General features: G+C 60.9%; 18 protein-coding genes. 11 read left to right on the top strand and 7 right to left on the bottom strand.

The window, feature by feature from the left end; all coding sequences use genetic code 11:
• Nucleotides 1-20: 20 nt before the first annotated feature.
• From HKK55_RS19720 to HKK55_RS19705, 4 genes are all read right to left on the bottom strand, one after another.
• Entirely contained in the window at nucleotides 21-677 is a 657-nt protein-coding gene (locus HKK55_RS19720; protein ID WP_169356203.1) for a lysoplasmalogenase, read from the bottom strand.
• Between the two features lies 1 nt (nucleotide 678).
• Complete coding sequence (locus tag HKK55_RS19715; RefSeq protein WP_169356202.1) at nucleotides 679-1,071, bottom strand: protease inhibitor I42 family protein; 393 nt, start codon at nucleotides 1,069-1,071, stop codon at nucleotides 679-681.
• Nucleotides 1,072-1,287: 216 nt separating this feature from the next.
• Nucleotides 1,288-3,708 (bottom strand): endopeptidase La, encoded by a 2,421-nt coding sequence (lon, locus tag HKK55_RS19710; RefSeq protein ID WP_169356201.1) that lies wholly within the window; start codon nucleotides 3,706-3,708, stop codon nucleotides 1,288-1,290.
• Between the two features lie 159 nt (nucleotides 3,709-3,867).
• A complete protein-coding gene (locus HKK55_RS19705) occupies nucleotides 3,868-4,857 on the bottom strand; it encodes a GntR family transcriptional regulator (protein WP_169356200.1) in 990 nt (329 codons plus the stop codon).
• A gap of 343 nt (nucleotides 4,858-5,200) precedes the next feature.
• Here HKK55_RS19705 and HKK55_RS19700 point away from each other — a divergent pair, with 343 nt between their 5' ends.
• From HKK55_RS19700 to HKK55_RS19660, 9 genes are all read left to right on the top strand, one after another.
• Nucleotides 5,201-6,544, top strand: a complete 1,344-nt coding sequence (locus HKK55_RS19700; RefSeq protein ID WP_169356199.1) for an amidase — start codon at nucleotides 5,201-5,203, stop codon at nucleotides 6,542-6,544.
• A gap of 11 nt (nucleotides 6,545-6,555) precedes the next feature.
• Nucleotides 6,556-7,434: a polysaccharide deacetylase gene (locus HKK55_RS19695; RefSeq protein WP_003234086.1), complete on the top strand. Its 879-nt coding sequence runs from the start codon at nucleotides 6,556-6,558 to the stop codon at nucleotides 7,432-7,434.
• Between the two features lie 27 nt (nucleotides 7,435-7,461).
• Nucleotides 7,462-8,802: an MFS transporter gene (locus tag HKK55_RS19690; RefSeq protein ID WP_169356198.1), complete on the top strand. Its 1,341-nt coding sequence runs from the start codon at nucleotides 7,462-7,464 to the stop codon at nucleotides 8,800-8,802.
• A gap of 12 nt (nucleotides 8,803-8,814) precedes the next feature.
• On the top strand, nucleotides 8,815-9,576 hold the full coding sequence (locus tag HKK55_RS19685) for an SDR family NAD(P)-dependent oxidoreductase (RefSeq protein ID WP_169356197.1): 762 nt from the start codon (nucleotides 8,815-8,817) through the stop codon (nucleotides 9,574-9,576).
• Nucleotides 9,577-9,727: 151 nt separating this feature from the next.
• Entirely contained in the window at nucleotides 9,728-10,477 is a 750-nt protein-coding gene (locus tag HKK55_RS19680; protein WP_169356196.1) for an SDR family NAD(P)-dependent oxidoreductase, read from the top strand.
• Between the two features lie 14 nt (nucleotides 10,478-10,491).
• Nucleotides 10,492-10,791, top strand: a complete 300-nt coding sequence (locus HKK55_RS19675; protein ID WP_169356195.1) for a hypothetical protein — start codon at nucleotides 10,492-10,494, stop codon at nucleotides 10,789-10,791.
• 173 nt (nucleotides 10,792-10,964) lie between these two features.
• Nucleotides 10,965-11,939: a GTP-binding protein gene (locus HKK55_RS19670; RefSeq protein ID WP_169356194.1), complete on the top strand. Its 975-nt coding sequence runs from the start codon at nucleotides 10,965-10,967 to the stop codon at nucleotides 11,937-11,939.
• Nucleotides 11,936-13,108, top strand: coding sequence for a PotD/PotF family extracellular solute-binding protein (locus HKK55_RS19665; protein WP_169356193.1), 1,173 nt, complete (start codon nucleotides 11,936-11,938; stop codon nucleotides 13,106-13,108). Before HKK55_RS19670 ends, HKK55_RS19665 begins: the two co-directional genes overlap by 4 nt.
• A gap of 195 nt (nucleotides 13,109-13,303) precedes the next feature.
• Nucleotides 13,304-15,658: a bifunctional diguanylate cyclase/phosphodiesterase gene (locus HKK55_RS19660; RefSeq protein ID WP_169356192.1), complete on the top strand. Its 2,355-nt coding sequence runs from the start codon at nucleotides 13,304-13,306 to the stop codon at nucleotides 15,656-15,658.
• 15 nt (nucleotides 15,659-15,673) lie between these two features.
• Here the strand turns inward: HKK55_RS19660 and HKK55_RS19655 are convergent, their stop codons facing one another.
• The 3 genes from HKK55_RS19655 to HKK55_RS19645 form a co-directional block, all read right to left on the bottom strand.
• Entirely contained in the window at nucleotides 15,674-16,531 is an 858-nt protein-coding gene (locus HKK55_RS19655; protein WP_169356191.1) for a 2OG-Fe(II) oxygenase, read from the bottom strand.
• Nucleotides 16,532-16,706: 175 nt separating this feature from the next.
• Nucleotides 16,707-19,121: a glucose/quinate/shikimate family membrane-bound PQQ-dependent dehydrogenase gene (locus tag HKK55_RS19650; RefSeq protein ID WP_169356190.1), complete on the bottom strand. Its 2,415-nt coding sequence runs from the start codon at nucleotides 19,119-19,121 to the stop codon at nucleotides 16,707-16,709.
• 591 nt (nucleotides 19,122-19,712) lie between these two features.
• Nucleotides 19,713-21,743 (bottom strand): TonB-dependent receptor, encoded by a 2,031-nt coding sequence (locus tag HKK55_RS19645; RefSeq protein WP_169356189.1) that lies wholly within the window; start codon nucleotides 21,741-21,743, stop codon nucleotides 19,713-19,715.
• Nucleotides 21,744-22,021: 278 nt separating this feature from the next.
• Between HKK55_RS19645 and HKK55_RS19640 the strand changes: the two genes are divergently transcribed.
• Together HKK55_RS19640 and HKK55_RS19635 are read left to right on the top strand one after the other, a co-directional pair.
• Nucleotides 22,022-22,255: a VF530 family DNA-binding protein gene (locus HKK55_RS19640; protein ID WP_169356188.1), complete on the top strand. Its 234-nt coding sequence runs from the start codon at nucleotides 22,022-22,024 to the stop codon at nucleotides 22,253-22,255.
• A gap of 16 nt (nucleotides 22,256-22,271) precedes the next feature.
• The gene (locus HKK55_RS19635; RefSeq protein ID WP_169357906.1) at nucleotides 22,272-22,898 is read left to right on the top strand and encodes a Pr6Pr family membrane protein; all 627 of its coding nucleotides are present in this window, start codon (nucleotides 22,272-22,274) and stop codon (nucleotides 22,896-22,898) included.
• Nucleotides 22,899-22,977 lie beyond the last annotated feature (79 nt).

Genomic DNA, 22,977 nt, shown 5'->3' with positions numbered 1-22,977 from the left:
AAGGGGGAAAAGCCGGCATTTTAGCCAAGTTGGTCGTGGGATGCGCGGGTTGTCTGATGGAACGCCGATGCTGTAATCCCCCACTGGCCCAGCCAGTAGCTGACGATCAACAAATACGGCGCTGCTTCAAACGCCACCACAAACCGGTTGATCCCGATCAGCGTGTCGGAAAACACGAATGACACCGCACCCGCTGCCGCCAGCATCGCGGAACGCTTGGGCACATTGCTGCCCAGTCGCGCCAACGCTCGCCAGAGCATGGCGCTGATCACCAGGGCGTAAATCACCACAGGCACCAGCAACTCGCCCAGGCCATGGGAAATCAAGATGCTCAGCAAGATCGCGCCCACCACCAACGCCAGTACCAGCGGCAACAGCGCGAGACGGCGGCAATCGCTCAAGTAGGCTTTGAGGTACGCCAAATGGGCGAACAAAAACGCGCCGAGGCCGAAGATAAACAGGTCGCCGGGCCATGCCAGCAATACATCGCCTACCAGGGAGAAAATCAGACCCAGGCTGATCCAGCGTCGATAGTCGGTGGGTGGCGCGTCATGCAACCAGCCCAACAGTGCCAGCACCGGCAAGGGTTTGACCAGCAGACACAGTAACGCGGCGTGGGTGGTCAGCCCATAGATAAAGGTGCCGGCGCCCATCAGAGCGAGAATCAGCCATGGCATATCAGTTCACCGTAATGGCGCAGTCGAAGGTTTCGGCCGGCTCTGCTTCCGGCTCCCAGGGTTGCTGGGAGGTCAGGCGCAAGCGGCCCTGGCCTTGGGCAAAGGCCTGGAAGCGCCAGGTGGACTTGCCGCCGGCACCGACGAGGCCAGTGTCTTCCGGGTTGGTGTAGACCTCAGGGCTGAGGCTGCGCAACACGCCGCCGGCTGAGTCCTGGATCGCCCAGCGATAACCGGTGGTGGGGTTGCTGGGCAAGGTCAGGATCAGGTTTTGTCCGGTTTTAAGGACGAGAGGGCATGTGCTCTGTTTTTCCACGGTGACATTTTGCTTCGGTGCACTGGCGCAAGCGGCGAGCAACATGAGGCTCAGGGGAAGAAGCAGGCGGGCAGCGGTCATGGGGGCTCCGTTGTTTGGCGACGAAGGGCGAGCATAACCGAAGATGAGACAGGGTGTGACAAGATGGGAGGGGTGTTGGCTGTACCGGCCCTTTCGCGAGCAAGTCGAATCGTCGCACCGCCGCTCCCACATTTGACCGCATTCCAAAGGGTGGACTCGGTCAAATGTGGGAGCGGGCTTGCTCGCGAAGAGGCCAGCCCAGGCACTACATAACCATCAGAACAACACCTTCGCCACATCCGCAAAGCGCTTGGCAAAGTGCACCGTCATACCTTCCTTCAGATACTCCGGCAACTCCTCGAAACTCCCGCGATTGGGCTCCGGCAAGATCAGCTCGTGAATCTTCTGCCGCCGCGCCGCGATCACCTTTTCGCGAACCCCGCCAATCGGCAGCACATGCCCGGTCAACGTCAGTTCACCGGTCATGGCCACACCCTTTTTCGGCGGCTGGTTACGTGCCAGCGACAGCAGCGCACTGGCCATAGTCACCCCGGCACTTGGGCCGTCTTTCGGTGTGGCGCCTTCCGGTACGTGCAGGTGCACGAAGGCTTCGTCGAAGAACTTCGGATCACCGCCAAACGACTTCAGGTTGGAGCTGATGTAGCTGTAGGCAATCTCGGCGGACTCCTTCATCACATCGCCCAGTTGCCCGGTGAGTTTGAAGCCACGATTGAGTGTATGGATGCGCGTCGCCTCGATAGGTAAGGTCGCGCCGCCCATGCTGGTCCAGGCAAGGCCAGTGATCACACCGGTGCCCGACAGGACCTGCTCGTTGCGGAACACCGGCATGCCTAAGGAGCTTTCCAGGTCCTTGTTGCCGATCTTGATCACCGAGTCCGGCTCATCCAGCAACTTGACGACCGCCTTGCGCACCAATTTGCCCAGTTGTTTCTCCAGCTGGCGTACCCCGGCCTCCCGGGCATAGCCGTCGATCAACGCGCGCAGGGCGCCGTCGGTGATGCTCAGGCTGGTTTTCGATACCCCGGCTTTGTCCAGTTGCTTGGGCCACAGGTGACGCTTGGCAATGGCGACTTTCTCTTCGGTGATATAACCCGACAGGCGAATTACTTCCATGCGGTCCAGCAACGGGCCCGGGATCGAATCCAGGGTGTTGGCGGTGCATACGAACAGCACTTTCGACAGGTCCAGGCGCAGATCCAGATAGTGGTCGAGGAATTCGACGTTCTGCTCCGGATCCAGTGTTTCCAGCAGGGCCGAAGCCGGGTCGCCCTGGAAGCTCTGGCCCATCTTGTCGATCTCGTCGAGCATGATCACCGGGTTCATCACTTCCACATCTTTAAGCGCTTGCACCAGTTTGCCTGGCATGGCGCCGATGTAGGTACGACGGTGGCCCTTGATCTCGGCCTCGTCGCGCATGCCGCCGACGCTGAAGCGGTAGAACGGTCGGCCCAGGGACTCGGCGATAGACTTGCCGACGCTGGTTTTGCCTACGCCCGGCGGGCCCACCAGCAGCACGATGGAACCGGCGACTTCGCCTTTATAGGCACCGACGGCGAGGAATTCGAGGATGCGGCTCTTGATGTCGTCCAGGCCAGCGTGGTGCTTGTCGAGCACCTTGCGGGCGTGCTTGAGGTCGAGTTTGTCCTCGCCATACACGCCCCACGGCACCGAGGTGGCCCAATCCAGGTAGTTGCGCGTGACCGCGTATTCCGGCGAGCCGGTTTCCAGGATCGACAGCTTGTTCATTTCTTCGCTGATGCGTTTTTGCGCCTGGGACGGCAGCACCTTGCCCACCAGGCGTTGTTCGAATTGTTCGACATCGGCGCTGCGATCATCTTTGGTCAACCCCAGCTCTTGCTGGATGACCTTGAGCTGTTCCTTGAGGAAGAACTCGCGCTGGTGCTCGCCGATCTTGCGGTTAACTTCCGCAGATATTTCTTTTTGCAGGCGCGCGACTTCGACTTCCTTGCGCAGCATCGGCAGGACTTTTTCCATGCGCTTGAGCATGGGCACACAGTCCAGCACTTCCTGCAACTCGTTACCGGTGGCCGAGGTCAGCGCGGCGGCGAAATCGGTCAGCGGGGATGGGTCGTTGGGGCTGAAGCGGTTGAGGTAGTTCTTCAATTCTTCGCTGTACAGCGGGTTCAGCGGCAACAATTCTTTGATCGCGTTGATCAGCGCCATGCCGTAGGCCTTGACCTCATCGGTCGGCTCGGTGGGCTGGTGCGGGTATTCGACTTCCACCAGGTACGGTGGCCGGTGGTGCTTGAGCCAGGTTTTGATCCGTACGCGCGTCAGGCCCTGGGCGACGAATTGCAGTTTGCCGTTCTCGCGGCTGGCGTGATGGACCTTCACCAGTGTGCCGTACAGCGGCAGGCTGGAGGTGTCGAAATGCCGTGGATCTTCCGGCGGTGTGTCCATGAAAAACAGGGCAAGGGAATGGTGATCGGATTTGCTCACCAGCTCCAGGGTTTCGGCCCACGGCTCTTCATTGACGATCACCGGCAGCACCTGCGCCGGGAAGAAAGGCCGGTTGTGGATCGGGATGATGTAGACCTTGTCCGGCAGGTTTTGCCCAGGCAGGGCCAGGCCTTTGTTGGAGGACGTTTCGTGTTCAGCGTTTTCGGGGTCGGCGTATTCGGTGAAGTCTTCAGGGAATTCTTGCTGGTCGCTCATGGGGCACCTGCATAAGGAAGTATGGAGGTTAGATGGGGCGGGTCAGCGGTGGTTTCAATGGCCGGGATCAGTTAGCAACAAATTGCATGATATTCGTCACGCCACAATTCCTTTGTGGGAGTGTGTGTAGTCAGCTCCCACATTTTGGAGTGTGTGTAGTCAGCTGATTTTGCTGAGGTAGCCCGGCAATGGCTGTTCTGGCAGCACCGACAGCACTTTCAACCGCTGCAACATCCGTTGCCGTGCCCGTTGCAGGTGTTCGCGCAGGTTCATGGCCGCCGCATCGATGGCGCCGTGCAGCAGCAACTCCAGGATCAAACGGTGTTCGGCCAGCATCGCTGGATCTGCGCCGATACCCAGCAGGCGGTAGAAAATCCGGCTGATGATCATCGGGCTCTGCCCTTGGCGGATCAGCGCGGCGATCTTGCGGTTTTGCAGGCCAGCCAGGCAGTGCTGGTGCAGGTCGTCTTCAATCTGTTCGATTTCTTCCAGGCTGCAATGGGCACTGTTTTGCGCGTCGAGTACCCGCTGCAACATGGCTTCCAGCACTTCACGCGCAAGGTTCGGGGCGCTTTGGCGCAAGGCTTCCGGCTCCAGGCAGGCCCGCAGTTCGTAGTCTTCGGTGACTTCCCGAGCGGTCAGCGGCCCGGCCAGCCATTGGGAGTACGGTTCTTTTTCCACCAGGCCGCGATCCCGCAGGCGCATCAGCGCTTCACGCACCACCGCACGGCTGACACCGTAGTGTTCAGCGGCGGCTTGTTCATCCAAACGGTAGTGGCCGAAAGCGATACAGGTAGAGAGCGCCGCGCCAATTTCCTCGACGATTCGCTCGCCCAATGGCCGGATGTCCACCAGTTCATCGTCACCGTTGAGGCCCAGGTGCGCATGGCTCAAAGGTAGACGCAATGGCTCCAGCGCCAGGCCATTCGGGCTGATCAGGTAACCCCGGCCATCAAAACGGCAGATCAGCCCTTCCCTGTGCAGCAGGTCCAAGGCCTTGCGCACCGGCACCCGGCTGGTACCGAACAACTCGGCGAGCGGCGCTTCCAGCAGTACCAGGCCGTGGCGTGCGGTGCCGTTGACGATAGCGTCACGCAAGACCTGGCGGATCATCGCGTAACGGGAAGCCGAAGCTGACACTGCTTTCATCGGGTTCTCTAGAGCAGGGACGGTGGCCGGGGATTCTCTCATAGATGCCCCTGTCACTCTGCGCCACGTTAGCGGCACTTTTTTGGGGGCATCAATAGAGGAATGTTACTTTTCTGCACCAAAATGGATCTATTAGTAAAAGATACATTATTTCATTCTAGGTCACCTTTGGCGCACCGGCAGGTTTTTCTTTTAACGATGTAAACCCATCTAGCCCGTATATCTACACCAGCTTCAGGTCTTCAACTGCGAGTGGTGCACCGTGATAACGATGAGACTGGCACGAATGCTGCCTTTGTAAAATGTACATTTTATTAATATGTACATTTTTAGGGGTCCTTTCATGTCAGACGCCACCTCATTGGCCGAGGACTTCGCCAGCGGTCGCAGTGATCCGGTGCAAGCCCTTGAACAGTCACTCGCTCACGCGAACTTGGCCCCAAGCGTGTTTATTTCCTTGACCGCCGAGCGCGCGCGCCGCGAAGCCGAAGCGGCGGCTGCCCGCTGGCGTGCCGGGCAGCCCTTGAGTGTATTCGATGGCGTGCCGCTGGCTTGGAAAGATCTGTTTGATGTCGCCGGCAGTGTTACGACGGCAGGCGCCGCCTATCGCCGCCAAGCGTCGGCTGCCTTGCTGGACGCCCCGGTCGTTAGCCAGTTGTGCCGCGTCGGCATGGTCAGCATGGGCAAGACCAACCTCAGCGAGCTGGCGTATTCGGGCCTGGGCCTGAACCCGCATTTCGGCACGCCCCACAACCCGCTCGGCACTGATCAGCCGCGCATTCCCGGCGGCTCGTCATCAGGTTCGGCTGTCGCCGTGGCGGCCGGTATCGTGCCGGTTGCCATGGGCACCGACACTGCAGGCTCGATCCGCATTCCCGCCGCCTTCAACGGCTTGGTTGGCTACCGCAGCAGCTGCCGACGCTACAGTCGCGACGGCGTGTTTCCCCTGGCCCACACCCTCGACAGCCTCGGCCCGCTGACCCGCAGTGTGCGCGACGCCCTGGCCATTGATGACTTGCTCAATGGCCGCGACCAGCGCCAGCCACGCTCGGCTCGCAGCCTGAAGGGTCAGCGGTTCCAGGTTGAACAAAGCGTGCTGGAAGACGCCAGGGTCGAGCAGAGCGTGCGCGATAACCTGCACCGCTCTATCGACCAGTTAAAGGCTGCTGGTGCGCTGATTGATGTACGTCCTTCGAAGGTTTTTCAAGCCACGCTGGACCTGATCCAGCATCAAGGCTGGCTCGGTTCCTTCGAAGCCTTTGCCTTACACGAAGCGTTGCTCGACAGCCCCGACGCCGAGCAACTCGACCCCCGCGTACGCCGCCGCCTTGAAGCCGCGCGCACGCTACCTGCCAGCCAACTGCTGGGCCTGTACGACGCCCGCCGCCGTTTGCAACAGCAACTGATCGACGAACTCGACGGCGCCATCCTCATCACCCCAACCGTGGCCCATGTCGCCCCGGTCCTGGCACCGCTGGAAGCCGACGACCAACTGTTCGTCAGCACCAACCTTGCCACCCTGCGCCTGACCATGCCCGGCAGTTTGCTGGACATGCCCGGCGTAACCCTGCCCAGCGGTCGCGACGCCCTGGGCCTGCCTACCGGCCTGCTACTCAGCGCCCCCAGCGGCGAAGACGCGCGGCTGTTAAGAGCTGCGCTCTCGGTTGAAACCGCACTTATCCAATAAGGAGACACATCATGGCTAAAGACATCCTCTGTGCATTTGGCGTCGACGTCGACGCGGTCGCCGGCTGGCTCGGTTCCTACGGCGGCGAAGATTCCCCAGACGATATTTCCCGTGGCCTGTTCGCCGGTGAAATCGGCGCACCACGCTTGCTGAAATTGTTTGAACGCTACGGCCTGCGCACCACCTGGTTTATCCCCGGCCACTCGATGGAAACCTTCCCCGAGCAGATGAAGGCTGTGGCCGACGCCGGCCACGAAATCGGCGTGCACGGCTACAGCCACGAAAACCCCATCGCCATGACGGCCGAGCAGGAAGAAATCGTCCTCGACAAGTCCATCGAACTGATCACCCAGGTCACCGGCAAACGGCCCACCGGCTACGTGGCGCCATGGTGGGAGTTCAGCAAAGTCACCAACGAACTGCTGCTGAAAAAAGGCATCAAGTACGACCACAGCCTGATGCACAACGACTTCCATCCCTACTACGTGCGCAAGGGCGACAGCTGGACCAAGATCGACTACAGCCAGCACCCCGACACTTGGATGAAACCTCTGGTACGCGGCGAAGAAACCGACCTGGTGGAGATTCCGGCCAACTGGTACCTCGACGACCTGCCACCGATGATGTTCATCAAAAAGGCCCCCAACAGCCACGGCTTCGTTAACCCGCGCCACCTTGAAGAAATGTGGCGCGACCAGTTCGACTGGGTCTACCGCGAACACGAACATGCCGTGTTCACCATGACCATCCACCCCGATGTGTCCGGTCGCCCACAAGTGCTGCTGATGCTCGAACGACTGATCGAACACATCCAGAGCCATGCCGGCGTGCGCTTTGTCACTTTCGACGAAATCGCCGACGACTTTATCCGCCGCCAACCCCGTACCTGACCCTTTGCTCCCATCGAGGCGCGACTCATGTCTATCTACAACAAGCTTGATCTGACTGGCTGGAAACCCCGGCAACTGACGCCCAAGGAAGTGCGTTTTGCCACCTGGATCGCGTTTTTCGCCTGGGTGTTTGCGGTGTATGACTTCATCCTTTTCGGCACCCTGCTGCCGGAGATCGGCCGGCACTTTGGTTGGGGTGAAGTGGAGCAAGCTGAAATCGCCACCTGGGTCGCCGTGGGCACCGCCGTGGTGGCCTTGGCCATTGGGCCTTTGGTAGACAAACTCGGGCGGCGCAAAGGGATTATTTTTACTGTCGCGGGTTCGGCGATCTGCTCCGCCTTGACCGCCATCGGCGGCGCGTGGGGCAAGTCGCCGCTGATCTTCATCCGTTCGTTGGGCGGTCTGGGATATGCCGAGGAAACGGTCAACGCCACGTACCTGAGCGAGCTGTACGCGGCCTCTGATGACCCGAAGCTGGCCAAGCGGCGTGGTTTTATCTACAGCCTGGTGCAGGGCGGCTGGCCGGTGGGGGCGTTGATCGCGGCGGGGTTGACCGCGTTGCTGCTGCCGATCATTGGTTGGCAGGGTTGCTTCGTGTTTGCGGCGATTCCGGCGATCGTGATCGCGATCATGGCTCGCAAGCTCAAGGAGAGCCCGCAATTCCAGATCCACCAGCGCATCGGCGAACTGCGTAAAAGCGGTGCGGTGGCAGAGGCACAAAATGTCGCCATGACCTACGGCGTGGACTATGACGAACACAGCAAGGCTGGCCTCAAAGCTGCATTTCGTGGCCCGGCCCGTCGCGCGACCTTGGTGATCGGTGCGGCGATCCTGCTCAACTGGGCAGCGATCCAGGTGTTCAGCGTGCTGGGCACGTCGGTGATCGTCAGCGTGCACCACATCTCGTTTGAGAACTCGCTGATCATTCTGGTGCTGTCGAATCTGGTGGGTTACTGCGGTTACCTCTGCCACGGCTGGATGGGCGACAAGATCGGCCGACGCAATGTGATCGGCCTGGGCTGGATGCTCGGCGGGCTGGCGTTTGCCGGGATGCTCTATGGCCCGAGCAACATGCCAATGGTGGTCGGGCTCTACAGTCTGGGCTTGTTCTTCCTGATCGGGCCGTACTCGGCGGCACTGTTTTTCATCAGTGAAAGTTTTCCCACCAGCATCCGCGCCACCGGCGGCGCGATCATTCACGCGATGGGGCCGATTGGGGCCGTGGTCGCAGGTTTCGGTGCCACATCGGTGTTGTCGGCTGGCGGCGATTGGCAGACCTCAGCCCTGTATTTCGGCGCACTGCCGTGCTTTCTCTCCGGTGCGCTGATGTTTGCCGCGCGCCATGTGCGTCCGGAAACCGTCCAGTAAGGAGTTCAGTTGATGAGTCGTAAAGTTGCCTTGATTACCGGTGCTGCCAGTGGCATCGGCCAGGCCCTCGCGGTGGCCTATGCCCGCAGCGGTGTGGCGGTGGTGGGCGGTTATTACCCGGCCGATCCCCATGACCCGCATCAGACCGTCGCGCTGGTGGAGCAGGCCGGCGGTGAATGCCTGATGCTGCCGTTGGACGTGGGCGATACCGCGTCTGTGGATAACCTGGCCGCCCAGGCGATCCAGCACTTTGGTCGTCTCGATTACGCAGTGGCCAACGCCGGCCTGCTGCGCCGCGCACCGTTGCTGGAGATGACCGATGAGTTGTGGAACGAGATGCTCAATGTCGACCTGACGGGGGTGATGCGCACTTTCCGTGCGGCGACCCGGCATATGCGTGAAGGTGGGGCGCTGGTGGCGATATCGTCGATTGCCGGTGGGGTGTATGGCTGGCAGGAACATTCACATTATGCGGCGGCCAAGGCCGGCGTGCCGGGGTTGTGCCGGTCGCTGGCGGTGGAGTTGGCGCCGCTGGGGATTCGTTGCAATGCGGTGATTCCGGGGTTGATTGAAACGCCGCAGTCGCTGGATGCGAAGAACTCCTTGGGGCCTGAGGGCTTGGCGAAAGCGGCGCGGGCGATTCCGTTGGGCCGGGTAGGGCGGGCGGATGAAGTGGCGTCCCTGGTGCGGTTTTTGACCAGTGAGGAGTCGAGTTACCTGACGGGGCAGAGCATTGTGATTGATGGCGGGCTGACGGTGCGCTGGCCGGATTAATCCCAGTTTCAATCCACGCACAATCCAATGTGGGAGCTGGCTTGCCTGCGATGGCATCACCTCGGGTTCGGCTGATACACCGAGGTGTCTGCATCGCAGGCAAGCCAGCTCCCACACTTGATGGTGTTCATTCATCAAAGGAGGGCTAACAATGCCCCAACTCACTAATCGCCGCGCCGTCATTACCGGCGCCGCCAGCGGCATCGGAGCCGCCATCGCCCGTGCCTACGCCGTCGAAGGCGCACGCCTGCTACTGGCCGACCGCGACGCCACCCGCTTGGCCGAAACCACCCAAACCTGCCGCACCCTGGGCGCCGAAGTCTTCGAATGCGTGGCCGATGTCGGCACCGTCGAAGGGGCCCAGGCCAGCGTCGATGCGTGCGTCGCGCATTACGGCGGTATCGACATTCTGGTCAACAACGCCGGCATGCTGACCCAGGCCCGTTGCGTCGATCTGAGTATCGAGATGTGGAACGACATGCTGCGCGTCGACCTTACCAGCGTCTTCGTCGCCAGCCAGCGCGCTTTGCCCCACATGCTCGCGCAGCGCTGGGGACGTATCATCAACGTTGCCTCGCAACTGGGCATCAAGGGCGGCGCCGAACTGACCCATTACGCAGCCGCCAAGGCCGGCGTGATTGGCTTCACCAAGTCCCTGGCCCTGGAAGTGGCGAAAGATAACGTGCTGGTCAACGCCATCGCCCCCGGCCCGATCGAAACGCCCTTGGTCGGCGGTATCAGTGACACCTGGAAGCGTGCCAAATCTGCCGAGTTACCCTTGGGCCGTTTTGGTCTGGCGGACGAAGTTGCCCCCACCGCCGTGCTGCTTGCCAGCGAACCTGGCGGCAACCTGTTCGTCGGCCAGACCCTTGGCCCGAACTCCGGCGACGTCATGCCATGAGTGAGCAATAAGTTATGTGTGGACTCTGCGGACTGCTGGGCGAAGACCTGCACTGGAGCGACCCTCTGGGCGATGAACTGCCCCGTCGTCGCGAACGCCTGCGCCGGATCGCGGCGATCAATCAGGTGCTGGCGGTGTTCCGGCTCAAGGTCGAGGACTTCCAGGGCGCGTCTTATCTGCTGTTGGGGGCTACCGGCAAGCAAGAACTGGCGAGCGGTCTGGATCAGCTGTGGCGGGCAGCGGAAACCATGCTCGGCCGACCGTTGGATCCGTTGGACCCAACACTGCTCGATCATCTGGAACAATCCCTGTAGCCGCAGCCAAGGCCGTGTCGATCACCTGTAGCCGCTGGCGCAGCCTGCGATCGGCACTTATCGCAGCCTCGTGCCTCGGCAGCGGCTACAACGGGCCAAATGTATGACCTGACAGGACTCTTGCCTGGTGACGCGCAAGACGGTATCTACAAGGTCGATATGGAGTTAAGAATATGAGCATCGCCCTCAACGTCATCACCGGCTTCCTCGGCAGCGGCAAGACCACCTTGCTCAAGCGCCTGCTGCAAGGCGAAAGCCTGGGCGATACGGCGCTGCTGATCAATGAGTTCGGCGACGTCGGCATCGACCATTTGCTGGTGGAAGAAGTGGCACCGGACACCGTATTGTTGCCCGGCGGGTGTGTCTGTTGCTCCATTCGCGGTGAGTTGAAAGACGCCTTGCTCGGTCTGCTGCAACGTCGCGACCGGGGCGAGATTCCCGCCTTCAAGCGGGTGATCCTGGAAACCACCGGCCTGGCTGATCCGGCGCCGATCCTCGCCACCCTGAACAACGACGTGCAACTGCGCGGGCGCTTTCATATCGGCTTGGTGATCACGTTGGTGGATGCTTGCCACGCGGCACTGCAAGAGCGCCTGCACCCGGAGTGGCTGGCGCAAGTGGCGGCGGCGGATCGTCTGTTGTTGAGCAAGACCGATCGGATCGAGGACTGCAAGCCGTTACGCGAGCATTTGCAGGCGCTGAACGCCGGCACGCCGATCCTCAATACCCATGAGATCGACAGCGGCGATCAATTGCTGCTGGGCGAAGGCCTGCGCAGTGCCGATCCCGCCGCCGAAGTGAGCCGCTGGAAACTTCATCAAACCACCGCCACCACCCATGGCGCGGCGCAAGTCTGCTGCCTGACCTTCGACCAGCCACTGGACTGGGTGGGTTTCGGGGTCTGGCTCTCGATGCTGCTAAGATGCCATGGCGAACGCATTCTTCGCGTCAAAGGACTGCTCAACGTGAACGCCAGCCAAGCTCCCATCGTCATTCATGGCGTGCAGCATTGCCTGCATGCGCCGGTCCACTTGCCTGCCTGGCCGGGTACCGATCGGCAGTCGCGGCTGGTGTTTATCCTGCGGGGCCTTGACCCGGCGTTGCTGCGCCGCTCCTTTGATGTGTTCTCTCGTAGGTTCAACTTATGATTACGTTGCGTGTGCTGGGGACGTCGGTGACGTTGCTTGAGTGTTTGCGCGTACGCGCCGAACAGGAACTGGGGATTCGCCTGGTCTATCAAGTGCACGACGTCGAAAAGGCCCAGCGCATTGCAGTGATGCAGCCCGAAAGCTATGACCTGTACGACCAGTGGTTTCACAACGTCGACTTCGTCTGGCCGGCGCGGGCGATCCAGCCCATCGACACCCAGCGCATCGCCCTATGGCATGAAATCAATGACCTGCCCAAGCGTGGCCGTTTGTCCGCCAACGACCGTCTGGGCGGCGGCAGCGTGCCCAGCGAGCGCTTGTTCGTGCAACACGACGGCAGCCTCGGCAGCACCGCCACCCACCGTATCAGCATGCTGCCCTTGACCCACAACGCCGACAGCTTTGCCTACCGCCCCGAACGTCTTCCCGTCGGCTTCAGCCCGTCCAACGAAAGCTGGGGCTGGTTGCTGGATCCGGCCTGGAGTGCCCGCACCGCATTGCAAAGCGACGCCGCCATCGGCGCCCTCGATGCGGCGTTGGCGGTACAGGGCGCGGGTCTGGCCAGCTTCAAGGACATCGGCAACATGAGCATCGAGGAGATCGATGTGCTGGCCGACATCCTGGTACGCAAACAGAAGGAAGGGCACTTTGCGGCGTTCTGGTCCGATGACGAAGAAGCGGCGCAATTGATGCTCAGCCCCAATGTCGATATCCAGAGCCTCTGGTCGCCGACCTTGATGCGCCTGCACCGCGCCGGGGTCAAATACCGTTTGGCGGTGCCTCGGGAAGGTTATCGCGCCTGGTTCGGCGGCCTGTCCCTGTCGCGACATGCCAAGGGCCGGGTGTTGGATGCGGCCTACGCCTACCTCAACTGGTGGCTGTCCGGTTGGCCGGGCGCGGTGATGGCTCGCCAGGGTTACTACATTGGCAACCCGGCCCGTACCCGTGACCACTTGAGCAGCGCCGAATGGGATTACTGGTACGCCGGCAAGCCGGCCCGGGAAGAGCTGCTGGGTAGCGACGGCTTGCCGTTGATCGATATTGGCGAGGTGCGCGACGGCGGCTCCTACGAGCAGCGCATGGGCCATATCGCGGTGTGGAACTCGGTGATGGACGAGCACAACTACCTGGTGCGGCGTTGGGGTGATTTCATGCGGGCAAGAAGTTAAGCACCACAAAAAAATAACGCCATTTTAATGACAGTCGACGTCCCTGTTTTATTGCGTGTGCTTCTGCTCATCCAAGGCTAATCTGGAAAATCCAAGTGTCCTTCCTGGAAGGGCATTTTTTTGACGCCGGGTTCAGTTGTTGCGAGGGACGCAGATGACCAAGGGGTTTTTCGGCTCATTGAAGAGGGCGTGGGCATGAAATGGCGCCATACCTTCCAGGCGCGGATTGCCGGTGTGCTGGCGCTGTTATTGTTGGTGGTAGTGGGCGCGGTGTACTTCGCGATGAAAACCGCCACCTACCATGCCGTGGAAAACCAGGCGCAGGTGCAACTGGAAACCGGTAGCCGGGTGTTCGAGCGGTTGCTGGAGCTGCGCGGTCGACGCCTGCAATATGGCCTTGATTGGCTGACGGTGGACTCGCAGTTTCGCCGCGCTGTCGCGGGAGGCCAAGCGGCGCCGATTCTCGCCGCGTTGCGTCGGCACGGCACGGGCATTCGCGCCAGTGAGGTGTTTGTCCTGGGCCTTGGTGGCCAGGTCATCGCCAGTACCTTGCCTGCCGTCCCTCAGGACCGAGCCTTCCCCTACACCGATGCTTTGCGCCAGGCTCGGCGCAGCGCCTTGCAGACGTTGATTGTGACCATCGGCGGCCATCCCTTCCTGCTGGTGCAGGATGAGGTCCTCGACCCGCAGCCCATCGCCCGTGTGGTGATGGGGTTTCGCATGGACGATATCTTCGCCAGCGAACTGCGCACCATGAGCAACCTCGAAGTGTCGTTCATGAGCCAACACGACCGGCAGCCCGGCGAACTGTTCAGCACCCAGCCCCATGCCTATTGGGCGGCGATTACCGGCGTCATGCAGGATTCGCGGAACAACTCTGCGCAAAACCGGCCCGCACAAATGAGCGTCCTGGGCGGGCAGCGTTTTCTCAACCAGGCTCTGCAACTGGCCAACACCGACGACCGTGACCGCAACCCGGTGCAGGTGTTGCTGCAAAGCCCCCTGGACCATTCACTGCAATCCTTCGCGCCCCTTGATGGGCAGTTTCTCGGCATCGCCCTGGCGGCGTTGGTGGTGTCGTCGGTGGGCGTGTTGTTCATGGCGCGGCGGGTCTCGCGCCCGCTCAATACATTGGTGCGGGCCGCCGAGCGTATCGGTGCCGGTGATTACCGCACGCCGGTCGTGGTGCGCCGTCGGGATGAGTTCGGCCTGCTGGCCCATGCGTTCAATGCCATGCAAAGCGGCATTGCCGTGCGCGAGCAACAACTGGCCCACAACGCCTTGCATGATCCGCTGACAGGCCTGCCCAACCGCGCCCTGGCCATGGAGCGCCTGGGCAGTGCGATCAGCGCCGGCCGGCCGGTGGTGTTGCTGTACCTGGGGATTGAAAACTACCGGGTGATCAACGAAGGCTTTGGCCCCCAAGGGGTGGAAGAGATGCTGCGCGAGGCCAGCCGTTGTTTGTTGTGCAGCCTGTCGGCCAGCGACACGGCGGCGCGGATCACCGGCACTGAATTTTTGCTGCTGCTGGAAAACACCCAGATCGACCGCGCCGTGGCTCGGGCCGACCGTTTGTATGGGTTGCTGACGGAGCCCCAGCACATTGGCGGTGATGAGCTCAGGCATGAAGTGAGCATCGGTATCGCCGCTTATCCTGCTGATGGGCAACACGTCGAGGAACTGATCAGTCGTGCGTCCATTGCTCGCCACGATGCTGCGGCGCTGCCCGGCTATTTGCAGATTTATCAGCAGGACCGTGACCTGGTCCACCAGCGCCAGATCACCCTGATCCGAGATCTGCGCCGGGCAGCGGTGGAGAACGAGTTGTTCCTGTGTTACCAACCCAAGCTCGACCTGCACCACGGCCATGTGCGCCAGGCCGAGGCATTGTTGCGTTGGCAGCACCCAACCCTGGGGCTGGTCTCGCCATCCGAATTCATTCCCTTGGCTGAACGCACTGGCAGTATTGGCAGCTTGACTCAATGGGTGATCGAGGAATCCATCCGCCAATTGGCCGAGTGGGATGTGCGGGGGTGGCAGGTGCAACTGTCGGTGAACATCTCGGTGGATGACCTGAGCGATGACAGCCTGGCCACTCGCGTCACTGAGCGGCTGGCGCACTACGGCGTACCGGCGGAGCAGTTGGTGTTTGAAATCACCGAGAGCGCAATCATGCACAACCCGCAGCAGGCCCTGCGTGTGTTGGAGCAACTGCGCGATTGTGGCATCAGCCTGTCGGTGGACGATTTTGGCACTGGCTACTCATCCCTCGCGCAACTTCAGCGCCTGCCGGTGCAGGAACTGAAGATCGACAAGTCCTTCGTGCGCAACCTCGACAGCACCAGCGGCGATGGGGTGATCGTGCGCTCGACCATCGAAATGAGCCACAACCTGGGGCTCAAGGTGGTGGCTGAGGGCGTGGAGTTCGAGCACAGCCTGAAACTGCTGAAGCTGTGGAAGTGCGATACCGCCCAGGGCTACCTGATCAGTCGGCCATTGAATGCCATGGCGTTCGAGATGTGGATGCGTCGAGAGCGGGCTTCGGTGTGAAACGTCGATCAGTGTTCAGCACCAGAACTGAAACGGCTGCCCGGTCACGTAGCCAATAAAGGATTGAATGCTGATGCGCTTGCCGGACTCAAACCCGCAAATGGCGTGAGGGCGGCGGGTATTCATGATGATCAGCTCATTTTTCTGCGGGACCATCCGCAAGGGTTCGAGCAGCCGCTCCTGCGGAAGGTTCTCACCTTCAAACTGTTCGATTTCAGCGAAGGAAAATGGCTCGGTGTCCCAGATACGTAGCTCTCCGCCCGAGGGTGGGGTTTGAAGATAAATATTGGCGCTGAACTGCTGCTCCAGTGGGACGATGGCCTGGGGCAAGCAATCGACATGGGGCGTGGTTTCTGAAAGGTGCGCCGTTTCTGGAAACATGGCGCGAATAATCCCTGCGTACATCGGCTTGCCTTCAAAGCCCGCAATCGCTGCACCCGTGGGCCAATGGGCGTTGAATTCCTCGATCAGTGTCTGAATGGGCGTGCGCCGAGGTGCGCAAAGGCGCTCCATCAAGCGCTGCATGTGGAGGGCGTCGTCATAGTATTTCTGCCTGGCGTCTTCTTCCAATGCCTTGCCGTAAGTGCTGTTGAACGGAGTCCCCCAACGATGGACGCCGTAGAAGTGCTGCACGACTTGCCCCTCTTCATACACCTCGTGGGTGTAGGGGCGCAGTTGGGTGCTGGAGTCGATGTGTTGATTCAGCGTCGCGGCGATCGTTTCGTCACAGTAGTCGGGAATGCGAATGGCCAGCACCTCACCGTCGATGAGTTGCTGCAGGCTATGTCGACTGAGTTTTTCCAGGGTCAGGATTCTTCTGTCGACGGTTGGGGCAGGGGTGTTTTTGCTGGGGACTCTATCCAGAGTGTGCATGCAGCCATCCTTTGCTGTTCGTTTCGAGGGGAAACAGTAAAGCAGGCTGGATCGACTTTATTCGTGACAGGCTCGGCTTTTTTTTGGCACTGACCCGAGGATAGGGGACAAGGGCCGTGGGCAAAAAAAAGCGGCTACCTTTCGGCAGCCGCTTCTTTTTACTGCTGTCGGTGAATTAATCCGGCAGTTTGAACGCCATCACGTAGTCACCCTGTTTGGTGCCCAGGGAACCGTGACCGCCGGCCATGACCAGCACGTATTGCTTGCCGTCCTTGCCGGTGTAGGTCATCGGTGTGGTTTGAGCGCCTGCTGGCAGGCGACCTTCCCACAACTGCTTGCCGTTTTTCACGTCATAGGCGCGCAGGTACTGATCAAGGGTACCGCTGAGGAAGGACACACCACCGGCCGTGGTGAAGGTCCCGCCCAGGCTTGGGACGCCCATGGTCAGAGGGATTGGAACCGGCGAGCTGTCACGCACGGTGCCGTTTTTGTGCATCCAGATGGTTTTATGGTTGGTCAGGTCGACCGCTGCCACGTAACCCCAGGCCGGCGCTTGGCACGGCAGGCCCAGTGGCGAGAGCATCGCTTCAAGAATCACGCCATATGGCGCGCCTTTGTTCGGCTGTACGCCTTCGGTTTCGCTGACACGTGGGCCTTGTTTGGCGATGTCGGCCGCCGGGATCAGTCTCGATTTGAACGCCATGTAGCTCGGGTTCACGAAAGCAATCTGGCGAACCGGGTCGACAGAAATGCCACCCCAGTCGAACACGCCAAAGTTACCCGGGTAAACGATCGAGCCTTGCAGCGATGGCGGGGTGAACGGGCCGTCGTAACGCAGGGACTTGAAGTCGATGCGGCAAAGCATCTGGTCGAACGGCGTCACGCCCCACATGTCACGTTCCTTGAGGGGCGGTGGCATGAAGTTCAGGTCGGACTTGGGTTGGGTCGGTGCGGTGTGATCGCCGGCCACTGCGCCTTGGGGCACAGGGATTTCATTGATCGGCACCACTGGCTGACCATTGCTGCGGTCGATCACGTAGATGCTGCCCTGCTTGGTCGACGCCATGACGGCTTGTTTCACACCGTCAGCGGTCTTGATGTCGACCAGCGAAGGCTGGCCACCCACGTCCATGTCCCATAGGTCATGGTGAGTGAACTGGAATGTCCACTTCACATGGCCACTGTCGATGTCCAGGGCGGTCAGGCCAGCGCTGTATTTCTCGGAGTCTTCGGTACGGTCGCCGCCGTACTGATCGGGCATCTGGTTGCCCATCGGCAGGTAGAGCATGCCGAGTTTTTCGTCGACCGAGAACATGGACCACATGTTTGGCGAGTTACGGGTGTAGGTCTTGCCCTCGGCCAACGGAGTGGTGTCATCCGGATTGCCGCTGTCCCAGTTCCACACCAGCTTGCCGGTGTGTACGTCGAACGCACGGATTACGCCGCTTGGCTCGTCAGTGGAGACGTTGTCGGTGACGTGACCGCCGATGACGACCAGGTTCTTGGTGACCGCAGGTGGCGAGGTGGAGTAGTAACCGCCTGGGGCAAAGCTGCCAATGTTGGCACGCAGGTCGACCTGGCCTTTGTCACCGAAGTCTTCACACATCTTGCCGGTGTCGGCGTTCAGGGCGATCAGACGGGTGTCGGCGGTCGGTACGAAGATCCGGCGTGGGCAGGCATTTGGCGCGGTTGCTGGGCTGGCGCTGCCAGTCGGGCTTTGCGCGGAGGCGTAGACGGCGTCATCGTGATACGACACGCCACGGCAGGTCATGTGCGCCCAGCCCTTGAAGTTTTCAGCACCCTGGGTGGTGATCTTCGGATCGAAACGCCAGATTTCCTTGCCGGTGTCCGGGTCAAGGGCAATCACCTGGCTGTGAGGTGTGCACACGTAGAGCATACCGTTGACTTTCAGCGGGGTGTTTTCCGCGGTGGTTTCACCGGGATCGCCTGGGCCAGGAATATCACCGGTGCGATACGTCCAGGCGGGCACCAGCTTGTGGGCGTTTTCTGGCGTGATCTGCGCCAATGGCGAGTAACGGTCACCGAAGGCCGAGCGACCATAGGAGTTCCAGTCGCCATCGGCCTGGGTTGGCGCGGCGTTGGCCATGCCGGGGACCGCATCACGGTCCAGTTGGCCTTTGACCAGCTCGCCCGGATTGGTGAACTGGCTGGCCAGTGCCGCAGCACCTGCCAAAACCACGGCCACGCTCAGCGCGCCAGTGCCCAGCGGCGCGGCTTGACCACGCAGCAACGGACGGCGGAACCACGGGAGCAGCATGACGATGCCGAGGGCGAACAACAGTGCCAGGCGTGGCACCAACTGCCACCAGTCTAGGCCGACTTCCCACAAGGCCCAGACGGTGCTGGCAAACAGCACCACTGCATACAGGCCCAGCGCCGCACGGCGGGTGGCCATCAGCAGGATACCGGTCAGCGTGATGCCGAGACCGGCCAGCAGGTAGTACAGCGACCCGCCGAGCATGCTCAGCTTGATCCCCCCGGCCAGCAAGGCCAGGCCCATTATCAGCAGCAAGATCCCCAGCAGCCTGGGCAGCAGGCGGCTTGGGCTTGAAGCACCATCAGTGCTCATAGTGTTGTTCTCCGTGACGTTTAATGTAGTCCCGCGCTTGTTCACTGTAGATGACGATCTGGCGCGGGCTTGGTTCAGCTGCAAAAGTGTTGTTTTTTCTCGTCTTCGCGGTCGATGGCTCGGGCGGTCGTCGGTCCTGGTGCTCCACTGTTGTAAAGACAGCGCTGTCTGTGGGGCTGGGAATGTTTTTCAGGGACGACCTTGACAAGGATAAACCGCGTTGAGGGAAGTGGGACAACAGCTCCCCGGCGTGATCGGGCCGAGGGCCTGGACACGAAAAGTGGGGGGCAGATTGGGGGTGAAACGTTTCAGGTTATTACTGACAAGGATAAAGCCACTTGTCGGGGAGAGAAAGGGGCATTCGCAAGATGGATCGTTTCGTATTTGGTAACAGTGGGGCTGGGACACCCGAGCTTGAGGATTGCGGTTTCGTGTGGCGAGCGGGCTTGCCCGCGTTGGGCTGCGAAGCAGCCCCAATAAGATCGCTGAGTTTTTTCAGATAGACCGAGGTAGCAGGTTTTAGGGCTGCTTCGCAGCCCAACGGGGGCAAGCCCACTCGCCACAGGTTATTCGTTGCCTGGAAGGTCTGCGTCAGAAGGTAGTACGCAACCCGAACTCCACACTGCGCCCCGGCGCTGGCGCGATATCCCGCAGGATCGAGCTGGCATAACGCACGGTCTGGTTGGTCAGGTTCTCACCGTTGACGAAGGCCAGCCACTGGCTGCCACCGACGTTGAAACGATAGCCGGCGCTGGCGCCCAGAGTGGTGTAGCCGTCGGTGCCGCTTTCGTTATCGGGCACACGTCCTTGACCTGCCGCGTGTTCGACGTCGATACGCGCCTGCCAGCGGTCCAGTTCCCACAGCAGGCCGCTGTTCAAGCGCAGCGGGGCAATGCGTGGCAAGGCTTCGCCGGTGTCCAGGTTGGTGGCACGGGTGTAGTCGCCTGACAGTTCCAGGGCGAACTTACCGTAGGCACCTTCGCCCAACTTCCAGTGATCCTGGGCTTCAAAGCCGGCGAATCGGGCGCGCACGCCAGAGTATTTGTATTCAGGATGGCCACCAGCGTCCTCTTCGCCCTCGTCATTCAAGGTGCGACCGCTGCCCAGCAGGCCGATGTAGTTGGAGAAGCGGCTGTAGAACACGCCGAAGCTGCCCTTGTGGGTGCCGTTGTCAAAACGCAGGGCCAGGTCGCTGGATACGGCCTTTTCTTTGGACAGGTTGGCGTCGCCCACTTCATAGGTGCCGGTGGCGACGTGAGCGCCGTTGGCGTACAGCTCGTAGAAGGTCGGGGCGCGTTCGGTGTAGCCCAGGGTCGCGGCCAGGGACCAGATCGGCGTCAGGGTATAGACCGCCCCGGACGACAGGCTGCCGGCGGTGAAGTTGTTGGACTTGTCGGCATTGGCGAAGCGCGCGTTGCCCTTGCTGTCCGGGTCGACGGTGGTGTGTTCCAGGCGCCCGCCCAGGCTCAGTTTCAGGCGTTCGGTGGCCTGCATTTCTTCGAGGATAAACAGCGCGCCGGCATTGGTGTCGGTCTTTGGTACGAAGGCCTCTTCACCCAGGGCGGAAAATTCGTTGCGGGTCACTTGAGCGCCCACTACGCCGTCGAACGGCCCCAGTGGCTGATGCCGCGCCTCAATACGGGCCTCATAACCCTTGTTCTTGAACGTGGTGCCGGTCTCGCCACCTTCGATTTCCCGGTGCTCGTAGTCGGTGTAGCCGGCGTCGAGTTTTACCGAGGTGAAGGGACCTTGCAGGTTACGGATCTCGGACGCGAAGGCGTAGTGATCCTGCTTCATGCGAATCCGCACGTCCTGCTCAGCGGGCGAACCGTAGTTGCTGTCGTAGTTGCTGTAGGAAAGACCGGCGTAACCGTCGTCCCAGGTGTAGGAACCGCCGACTGCGCCACCGTCCTGCCGGCCATCGCTGTTGCCCAGCCGACCGCGCTTGCCGTCGCCGTTTTCGCCTTCAGGTGCATGACGGCTGCGGGCGAAGCCGGGGATTTTCAGGTCGTTGAATTCCCGGGCATTGGCGTCCAGGTGCAGGGCGAACGTGCCGTTGCCGGCTTCCAGTTTACCGGCGCTGCTGCGGGTGGTCGCGGCGCCACCGTAGCGCAGCTCACCGACGCCATGGATGCCTTCGATAGCCTCGGTGGGGATGCGATTGTCGAAGGTATTGACCACGCCACCGATGGCGCTACCGCCGTAGAGCAGGGCGGCCGGGCCACGGACGATTTCGATGCGGTCGACGTTGACTGGGTCCAGCGGCACGGCATGGTCATAAGACAGCGACGAGGCATCCAGTGCACCCACGCCATTGCGCAGGATGCGAATGCGGTCGCCGTCCTGGCCACGGATGATCGGGCGGCTGGCGCCCGGACCGAAGTAGGACGACGACACGCTCGGCTGCTTATTCAGGGTTTCGCCGAGGCTGCCTTTTTGTTGCAGGGTCAGGTCATCGCCTTCCAGCACGGTGGTCGGCGAGGCAAGTTGCTGGCTGCCCAGAGGATTGCCGGTGATCACTTGGGGTTGCAGCTCCAGCGCTTGAGTCTGGGAGCTGATCAGCAGAGCGGCGGCCAGCGGGGTGAGGCGCCATAGCAGGGGACGAGAAGGGAAGAGGGACATCGGTCATTCCTTGGAGGGCGCACACCAGGGCACCCTGAGTCGAAAAGAGAAGGCTGAACGCGGTAACGAAAACGATACCTTTGATAGTTGTTGTTACAATATAACATCTCTTTTTACTCTGGAAAGGGGAACTTTCCCCAAATCCCTGTAGCCGCTGCCGAGGCACGAGGCTGCGGCTACAGGTTTGTGTGGCTATAGTGAAGGCACTGCTTCCACCCGCTTGGCCCCTCGGCTAAGGTGCGCGGCTTCTTCTTCAATTTTTGGCAAAAAGGCCCGGCATGAGCGCAACGAACAACGACCCCTTGCACGGCGTCACCCTGGAACAAGTACTCACCGCGCTGGTGGCTCACTACCAATGGGAAGGGTTGGCCGAACGCATCAACATCCGCTGTTTTTCCAGCGATCCGAGCATCAAGTCGAGCTTGTCGTTCCTGCGTAAGACGCCATGGGCGCGAGAAAAAGTCGAAGGGCTGTATGTCAAGCTGATGCGTACCAAACGTCCTCAGGATTGATGACATGGGCGGCAGGTTGCGTGGGTATGTGACGGTAACGGCGCTGGCCGGCTGGGCAGGCCTGGCGATTCAGCAGTACCTGATTTTCTATTCGCGCTGGACCATCGACGCCAGTTTGCTCGGCGGCCTGGTGAGTTTTTTCAGCTTCTTCACGGTACTCACCAATACCCTGGCGGTGGTGGTGTTGAGCTATGCATGGGTGAGTCGTCCTTCAGCCGGGCGACGGTTTTTCCTGCAGCCTGCTGTCAGCAGTGGGGTTGCCGTGAGCATCGTCGTGGTGGGGCTGGCCTATAGCCTGCTGCTACGGCATTTGTGGAGCCCCCAGGGGTTCCAGTTTATCGCCGACGAACTGCTCCACGACGTGATGCCGCTGCTGTTTCTTGGCTATTGGTGGTTCTGTGTGCCCAAGGGCACGTTGCGGTTCACGCACATTGGCCTGTGGGTGATTTACCCCCTGGTGTACTTCGCCTATGTGCTGCTGCGCGGGCATTTGCTGGGGCAGTATCAATATCCGTTTATTGACGTGGATACCTTGGGTTATCCACAGGTGTTTGTGAATGCCGCAGGGATATTGGCGGGGTTTGTGGTGATTGCCTTGGCGATTGTCGGGTTGGACAAGATCGTCAAATCACCGCAGGGATAATGTGGGAGCGGCGGTGCGACGATTCGACTTGCTCGCGAAGGCGGTGAGTCAGTTAATACATGTGCTGACTGACTCACCG

It is taken from the genome of Pseudomonas sp. ADAK18, assembly GCF_012935695.1.
Lineage (GTDB): Bacteria > Pseudomonadota > Gammaproteobacteria > Pseudomonadales > Pseudomonadaceae > Aquipseudomonas.
Note: the sequence above shows the minus strand (reverse complement) of the source record. Positions and strands in the feature narration are given on the sequence as shown.

Bases quoted from the DNA above. Each gene is read 5' to 3' on its own strand.
- HKK55_RS19680 (WP_169356196.1), top strand. From the start codon at position 9,728: ATGCCCCAACTCACTAATCGCCGCGCCGTCATTACCGGCGCCGCCAGC.
- HKK55_RS19665 (WP_169356193.1), top strand. From the start codon at position 11,936: ATGATTACGTTGCGTGTGCTGGGGACGTCGGTGACGTTGCTTGAGTGT.
- HKK55_RS19660 (WP_169356192.1), top strand. From the start codon at position 13,304: ATGAAATGGCGCCATACCTTCCAGGCGCGGATTGCCGGTGTGCTGGCG.
- HKK55_RS19720 (WP_169356203.1), bottom strand. From the start codon at position 677: ATGCCATGGCTGATTCTCGCTCTGATGGGCGCCGGCACCTTTATCTAT.
- HKK55_RS19650 (WP_169356190.1), bottom strand. From the start codon at position 19,121: ATGAGCACTGATGGTGCTTCAAGCCCAAGCCGCCTGCTGCCCAGGCTG.
- HKK55_RS19690 (WP_169356198.1), top strand. From the start codon at position 7,462: ATGTCTATCTACAACAAGCTTGATCTGACTGGCTGGAAACCCCGGCAA.
- HKK55_RS19700 (WP_169356199.1), top strand. From the start codon at position 5,201: ATGTCAGACGCCACCTCATTGGCCGAGGACTTCGCCAGCGGTCGCAGT.
- HKK55_RS19695 (WP_003234086.1), top strand. From the start codon at position 6,556: ATGGCTAAAGACATCCTCTGTGCATTTGGCGTCGACGTCGACGCGGTC.
- HKK55_RS19640 (WP_169356188.1), top strand. From the start codon at position 22,022: ATGAGCGCAACGAACAACGACCCCTTGCACGGCGTCACCCTGGAACAA.
- lon (WP_169356201.1), bottom strand. From the start codon at position 3,708: ATGAGCGACCAGCAAGAATTCCCTGAAGACTTCACCGAATACGCCGAC.
- HKK55_RS19685 (WP_169356197.1), top strand. From the start codon at position 8,815: ATGAGTCGTAAAGTTGCCTTGATTACCGGTGCTGCCAGTGGCATCGGC.
- HKK55_RS19705 (WP_169356200.1), bottom strand. From the start codon at position 4,857: ATGAAAGCAGTGTCAGCTTCGGCTTCCCGTTACGCGATGATCCGCCAG.
- HKK55_RS19670 (WP_169356194.1), top strand. From the start codon at position 10,965: ATGAGCATCGCCCTCAACGTCATCACCGGCTTCCTCGGCAGCGGCAAG.
- HKK55_RS19645 (WP_169356189.1), bottom strand. From the start codon at position 21,743: ATGTCCCTCTTCCCTTCTCGTCCCCTGCTATGGCGCCTCACCCCGCTG.
- HKK55_RS19655 (WP_169356191.1), bottom strand. From the start codon at position 16,531: ATGCACACTCTGGATAGAGTCCCCAGCAAAAACACCCCTGCCCCAACC.
- HKK55_RS19675 (WP_169356195.1), top strand. From the start codon at position 10,492: ATGTGTGGACTCTGCGGACTGCTGGGCGAAGACCTGCACTGGAGCGAC.
- HKK55_RS19715 (WP_169356202.1), bottom strand. From the start codon at position 1,071: ATGACCGCTGCCCGCCTGCTTCTTCCCCTGAGCCTCATGTTGCTCGCC.